This is a genomic window from Acinetobacter sp. ANC5681, assembly GCF_023488045.1.
Lineage (GTDB): Bacteria > Pseudomonadota > Gammaproteobacteria > Pseudomonadales > Moraxellaceae > Acinetobacter.
This window is the reverse complement of record NZ_JAMFKZ010000061.1, coordinates 1-3,966: the sequence shown is the minus strand read 5'-3', so window position 1 is coordinate 3,966 and position 3,966 is coordinate 1. Positions and strand designations below refer to the sequence as shown.

Annotated in this window: 6 protein-coding genes and 1 pseudogene; 3 read left to right on the top strand and 4 right to left on the bottom strand. The window is 38.6% G+C overall.

Translation table 11 applies throughout. The annotated features are described in order from the left end of the window. Positions 1-98: 98 nt before the first annotated feature. The 3 genes and pseudogenes from M5121_RS15545 to M5121_RS15535 all read left to right on the top strand — a co-directional run. Positions 99-263 (top strand): annotated as a pseudogene (locus M5121_RS15545) (macro domain-containing protein); the annotation flags it as partial. A gap of 40 nt (positions 264-303) precedes the next feature. Continuing rightward, positions 304-1,126, top strand: a protein-coding gene (locus M5121_RS15540) for an IS5 family transposase (RefSeq protein ID WP_109439987.1) whose coding sequence is annotated in 2 segments (ribosomal slippage) — positions 304-684 and positions 686-1,126 — 822 coding nt in all. Because the reading frame shifts where the segments join, the coding sequence is not laid out codon by codon here. Continuing rightward, the gene (locus tag M5121_RS15535) at positions 1,126-1,389 is read left to right on the top strand and encodes a macro domain-containing protein (protein ID WP_416232054.1); all 264 of its coding nucleotides are present in this window, start codon (positions 1,126-1,128) and stop codon (positions 1,387-1,389) included. The genes M5121_RS15540 and M5121_RS15535 overlap by 1 nt, the downstream gene beginning before the upstream one ends. A 1-nt stretch (position 1,390) precedes the next feature. Here M5121_RS15535 and M5121_RS15530 read toward each other — a convergent pair whose 3' ends face one another. The 4 genes from M5121_RS15530 to M5121_RS15515 all read right to left on the bottom strand — a co-directional run bounded on the left by M5121_RS15530 (position 1,391) and on the right by M5121_RS15515 (position 3,787). Beyond that, positions 1,391-1,777, bottom strand: coding sequence for a type II toxin-antitoxin system death-on-curing family toxin (locus M5121_RS15530; protein ID WP_004769969.1), 387 nt, complete (start codon positions 1,775-1,777; stop codon positions 1,391-1,393). Then, positions 1,774-1,953: a hypothetical protein gene (locus tag M5121_RS15525; protein WP_016658770.1), complete on the bottom strand. Its 180-nt coding sequence runs from the start codon at positions 1,951-1,953 to the stop codon at positions 1,774-1,776. The genes M5121_RS15530 and M5121_RS15525 overlap by 4 nt, the downstream gene beginning before the upstream one ends. Positions 1,954-2,002: 49 nt before the next feature. Then, positions 2,003-2,338, bottom strand: a complete 336-nt coding sequence (locus M5121_RS15520; protein ID WP_249571672.1) for a hypothetical protein — start codon at positions 2,336-2,338, stop codon at positions 2,003-2,005. 114 nt (positions 2,339-2,452) lie between these two features. After that, positions 2,453-3,787, bottom strand: a complete 1,335-nt coding sequence (locus M5121_RS15515; protein WP_249571671.1) for an ISNCY family transposase — start codon at positions 3,785-3,787, stop codon at positions 2,453-2,455. Positions 3,788-3,966 lie beyond the last annotated feature (179 nt).

Sequence of the window (3,966 nt, the reverse complement as noted above, 5' to 3'; positions counted from 1 at the left end):
TCTGACTGTCAGTAAATTTAGATGTTTTCATGCAGAATCTCCTGCTCGTATCTTAAGAGAAAATTCTACTTTTAGATCCTATTATTTTTAGGGGGGATTACCGTCTAAATCAAGAAAAAGGTGGATGCCCTACAGGTCAAGCAGAAGTAACAACAGCAGGTAATCTGCCTGCTAAATACCTTATTCATGCGGTTGGACCACGATGGTTAGATGGCGAACACAATGAGCCACAATTGCTTTGTGATGCTTATAGTAATGCACTAGATCTCTTGCGAAAGTAAAAACCACCTCAATCTAAGTTTCATGAGATATCAGAACTTAAATCGTTTTTCAGATTCTGAATTTAAACGCTTGGTTGGCGTACCTCGACCAGTTTTTACCGAAATGGTAGATGTTTTAGAAAAAGCAGAATCACTCAAAAAGAAATCAGGTCGTCCTCATACTTTAGCTATAGAGGATCAGTTGTTATTAACGCTCAATTACTTACGTAACTACAGTACTCAACTGGAATTGGCGGCACACTACCATATCGCTGAAAGTAATGTGAATCGAACCATTAAAAAGGTTGAAGATGCATTGATGAAATCAAGATGTTTTACTCTGCCAAAACGAAGCATTACCACAGCAGACGAACACTTTAACTGGGTCATTATCGATGCGACAGAATGTTCAATAGAACGCCCGAAAAAAAAATCAGAGTAAGTTCTACAGTGGTAAAAAGAAGAAACATACGCTAAAAGCACAAGTGATCTATCATCCGAAGAGCAAACAAATCATAGGGCTAGATATATCGAATGGCAGTCAGCATGACATTAAACTGGCAAGAAAAACGGTTAAGAAATTCAAACATTGTGAATATGTTATGACCGATTTAGGGTACTACGGATTAGAGCAAGATGGCTTTAAATTATTGATGCCAATAAAGAAAAAGAAGAATATACCCTTATTTGATGTTGAGAAAAAGTACAATAAAATGATTGGAAAAATACGAGTTGTGATCGAACACATCAATAGTCAATTGAAGACATTTAGAATATTAAGTGAACGCTATCGAAATAGACGGAAAAGATTCGGTTTACGCATTAACTTAATCGCTGCACTGGTAAACCGGATAAATTTTCAATAATGACTTTCGCAAGAGATCTACTATTCAAAGCTAATGAAATTCATGCACTCACTGTTTCTTTTCCATGTATTAGTACAGGTGTTTATGGTTTTCCACCTCAAAAGGCTGCTGAAATTGCGATTGGCACCATACTCTCTATGTTGCCTCAATATGATCATGTTGCAGAAGTATTTTTTATCTGCCGAGAGGATGAAAATTATTTAATTTATAAGAATATTTTATCGAATATCGATGATCCAAATATTCAGATTCTGATTTCTTAGTTTAAATTATCGAAAGCTCGTATAAGAATTCAGCCACAATTTTGGCTAACAATTCATGTTCTTCTTGTGATTCAACAATATCGACCATCAAATCATCTAAACCTGTTTGTTCCTGAATGGTAACACCTTGAATTTCTAGATAAGTCAGCATTACAGCTAAACCAGTTCTTTTATTACCATCAACAAAAGCATGACCTTTTGAGATAGCAATACCAAACCATGCTGCGATCTCAAAAATGTCGCTTACATTGCTGTAATACATCTGCTGATCTATACGGCTTAATACGCTTTCTAGCTTTTCAATATGACAGCCTGTTCGCCCCACGCCAGTTTGTAATAGGATCTCATCATGTACAGCGATCACGAATGTTGAGCTAATCAAACTCATTTATAAGCAAGCTCTTGAAGTTCTGCTTTATGCTGCTTAATAACTCGTTTAGCACTGTGCATCACAACACGTTTTGTTGCTTCATCATTGCTAAATTGAATTGGTAATACTTGACCTGAAACCTTTTGGCGATTTGAAACTTGATCAAGGCTATAGTCTTTTAAACGCTTTCTCATCTTCATACCCCTATTAAAAGAGAATTTCATTTTAGCCTAAATTAAACAATTAAGTACGATAGTGAGGATCTTTTCTTGGAATAGCATTTTCTGAATCTATATCAAAGAAATCATAAATTTTAGTGGCTGTTACTGTGTTAAATAATTTTTTGTCCATATACACGATTGCTTTTCCTTTATTTGCGTCGAAAATTACCCTACCCCTTGGAATCTGTTCATATTCATAATGACGTAGTTCTGCGTATACACTTTGCATATTTTTCCAATAATCGACATGTGTATATGGACTATCAATTAAGCCTATTGAATCTGCATCATTTAAATTGAATGGATGAGCTATGCCGATAACTTGCTTTTGCAAAAACCAAAAAATTCCTATTTTCATTTTTCATCAACTGATTAATTTCCCTAAAATTAACATAATACACCTTATACGAAATGCTTTTGTTATTCACCAATTAAAATGTCTATGCGATAAACCATTTAAAATGTCCTGTTTTTAACCATAAGAGTCAAGCACAGGATTTAAATTTCTTTGTTCAATAACAGCTTTCTGAGCTTTACGGCTCGGCATACTTTTCTTGAGACGGGAACGTTTATTCTGTTTTTCCAACTCTTCGTGTTGCTGTTGAATATGAGCTAGGACTGCGCCTAACCGTTTATTCTCAACCACTTCATTTTGCTGCAGTCCAGCCAGTTTATTGAAGACGCTATAGTTGATCTTCCGTCCTTCATGCATGATGGCCACAGTGCCATCTGGATACTCCAGAAATGAAATGTATTGCCCAACCAGCTTATGATTCAGTACTGTTGGCTCAAGCATATAAATACATTTGTCATAGGTGATGGTCAGATTCTTAGTGACCTTACGTGGTTCCTGCCAGGTGAAAATATCCTCCAGTTCAAGATCAGATTCGGTTAAAGGGCGATGCAAGTTCTTGGAATTTCTCGCACACTTGGCGAACTTCTGATTGAAATGCTCAATAAAGCAGGGCAGCCATGCATTGGCTTCGGCAATCGAGCAGATGCCTTTCAGGCGCATCTCCTTGATCAGACGATCCTGAAGTGTTCTATTGGCACGTTCTACGCGACCTTTGGCCTGCGGTGAGTTGGCGAAGATAATATCAATGTTTAACTCGTTGAGAATCCGGCCAAATTGCGTGATCTGGCTATCTTGGCTGGATTTCTGGTTCACTCTGAATACTGAATGTTTGTCGCTATAAAAGGCCAGCGGCTTGCCGTATTGCTCAATGTAGGCTCGGGTTGAAAGCATATAGTCAAAGGTCGTTTCAGCCTCACAAAAGCGCAGATGCAACAGTTTTCCAGTCGCGTCATCGATATAAACCAGCAAACAGCATTTGGCCGATCGTCCTTCAAACCAGTCATGATAAGAGCCATCGATCTGGATCAGTTCACCAAAGCAATCCCGGTTATATCGAGGCTGATATGGACGTTTCAGACGCTTGGATCGCGGAATCCAGAGCTCATTGGCAGTCATCCAGCGACGAATCGTTTCCACAGGAATATTCAGCCCAAACATGCTGCTGAGCTTCTCATGCGCCAAGGTGGGCCCAAAGCCAAGCAAATGTTCAGAAATAAGGGAAAGGCATTCAGACTTTATGGCTTCATCATGGCGATGATGGCCAGGTTGACCACGACTGGCATGCGCCAGACCTGAAACACCATCTTGCTTGAGCTTGTGCAATAACCGGGTAATTTGACGGGTTGAAAGATTCAGAATTTCAGCAGCACGGACTTGTGTAATACGTTGATCTCGAACATCTTGCAGCACTGCAATACGTTGTATTTCCTTGTCAGACATAGTGATCAGCATCTCGATTCATATCCAGTCCATGATGTTGATGCGCATCATAGACCAGACATTTTTATTGGTGAGAATACAGACACTTTAAATGGTTTCTAACAGCTTTTGTAAGCCCAAAGTAGAAATGTCCGGTTTCTCCAAAGTAAAAATGTCCGCTTTTAGAATACGCACTTTTGCGATTTTCTTAG